This is a genomic window from Streptomyces sp. NPDC007205, assembly GCF_040634095.1.
Lineage (GTDB): Bacteria > Actinomycetota > Actinomycetes > Streptomycetales > Streptomycetaceae > Streptomyces.
The window spans coordinates 1-1919 of sequence record NZ_JBEYEW010000161.1; the positions used below are offsets into that span (position 1 = coordinate 1).

Below are 1919 nucleotides of genomic sequence, written 5' to 3' on the forward strand. Positions count from 1 at the left end.
TGCGCGGATGCCTCCGTCGTCGTCCCGGGCGGGTCCCGGCGTCGGTCTGGTCCTGCCGCACCCACTTGCGCAGCGTCTCGGTCGTGCCGATGCCCAGTTTCTGGGCGACCGCTTTCATCGCGGCCCACTCGGTGTCGTACTCCGGCCGCACCTCGGCGACCATCCGCACCGCACGACGGCGCACCTCAAGCGGGTACTGGGAAGGACGTGCCATGGCTCGATCCTCTCAAATGATCGAGTCCCTACCGAACCCGGAACGGTTCAGTCCGCTGTTCTCTTACAGTCCCCGTCACGTCGGTTCGTTTCCTATGGGGGTCTCCGTCTCGCACGCGCCGGTGAGGAGTTCGCGCAGGTGGGCGGGGGCGGTGGTGTAGGTCTGGGTACCGGTGTGGGACAGGGCGAGGGTGGCCAGTGCCGATCCCAGGTGGGCGCATTGTGAGGGGGCACGTCCTGCAGCCAGGGCGGCCAGGTATCCGGCGCGGAAGGCGTCGCCGGCGCCGGTCGGGTCGGCGATGCGGTCGGCAGGGACGGCGGGGATGTATATGGGTGAGGCGTCGACGCGTTCGATGCAGCTGCCGTTCTCGCCGAGGGTGGTGACCCAGGTGCCGACCCGATGCAGGACGTCGGAACGGCTCCAGCCGGTCTTGGCGAGCAGCAGTGCGTGTTCGTATTCGTTGGTGAACAAGTAGTCGGCGCCGTGGACGAGTTCACGAATCTGGTCGCCGTTGAGCCGGGTCAGTTGCTGGGCTGGGTCGGCGGCGAAGCGGATGCTGTGGGTGCGGCAGGCTTGTGTGTGGTGGATCATGGCGGTCGGGTCGTCGGCGCCGATGAGGACGAGGTCGGCGCCGCCGTGGCCGTGCAGGACGGTCGCGAGGTCGATGCCAGCGGCCTCGGACATTGCTCCTGGGTAGAAGGAGGCGATCTGGTTGCCGTTGAGGTCGGTGGTGCACAGGAAGCGGGCGGTGTGCCGGGTTGGGGATACGTGGACGGCCGAGATGTCCACGCCCCGGTCGGCCAGTCTCCGCCCGTGGCCGTCTGGGAAGTCGGGGCCGACGGCGCCGATCAGCAACGGCCGGTGGCCCAGACACGCCAGGCCGTAAGCGATGTTGGCGGCCACGCCGCCGTCGCGGATCTCCAGCGTGTCGACCAGGAAGGAGAGGGAGACGTGGTGGAGGTGGTCGGGCAGTAGCTGGTCGGTGATGCGGCCGGGGAACGTCATCAGATGGTCGGCGGCGATGGAGCCGGTGACGGCGATCCGCATGTCAGCATCCCGCCGCGCGCCGCAGTGCGTCTATGCGATCCGTGCGCTCCCAGGTGAAGTCGGGCAGCTCGCGGCCGAAGTGGCCGTACGCGGCGGTCTGGTTGTAGATCGGGCGGAGCAGGTCGAGGTCGTGGATGAGGGCGGCCGGGCGCAGGTCGAATACCTGGCGGACGGCGCGCTCGATCACCGTCTGTGGTACGGCGGCGGTGCCGAAGGTCTCGGCGAAGAGGCCGACCGGTTGGGCTTTGCCGATGGCGTAGGCGACCTGGACCTCGCAGCGGCGGGCGAGGTTGGTGGCGACGATGTTCTTGGCGACCCAGCGCATGGCGTAGGCGGCTGAGCGGTCGACCTTGGAGGGGTCCTTGCCGGAGAAGGCGCCGCCGCCGTGGCGGGCCATGCCGCCGTAGGTGTCGATGATGATCTTGCGGCCGGTCAGGCCGGCGTCGCCCATCGGCCCGCCGCTCTCGAACCTGCCCGTCGGGTTGACCAGCAGGCGATAGCCCTCGGTGTCCACGTGGGTGCCGTCGTCGGCCAGGCGGGCCAGTTCGTACTCGACGACGTGGGGGGCCTTGACCCCGAATCCTGGACACGGGTTATGCGGCTGGTGTCAGCGTAGTTGATGTTGGTCGGGACGCTGTTTCGTAGGCGATCGGGCTGC

1 protein-coding gene and 2 pseudogenes are annotated in these 1919 nt (G+C 68.9%); all 3 read right to left on the reverse strand.

The window, feature by feature from the left end; translation table 11 throughout:
• A pseudogene (locus ABZ624_RS42880) lies at positions 1-214 on the reverse strand (IS3 family transposase); the annotation flags it as partial.
• 75 nt (positions 215-289) lie between these two features.
• Positions 290-1261 carry a carbohydrate kinase family protein gene (locus tag ABZ624_RS42885; protein WP_360101161.1) on the reverse strand — a complete coding sequence of 324 codons (972 nt, stop codon included), beginning with the start codon at positions 1259-1261 and terminating at the stop codon, positions 290-292.
• 1 nt (position 1262) lies between these two features.
• Positions 1263-1820: pseudogene (locus tag ABZ624_RS42890) on the reverse strand (methionine adenosyltransferase domain-containing protein); the annotation flags it as partial.
• Between the last annotated feature and the right edge of the window lie 99 nt (positions 1821-1919).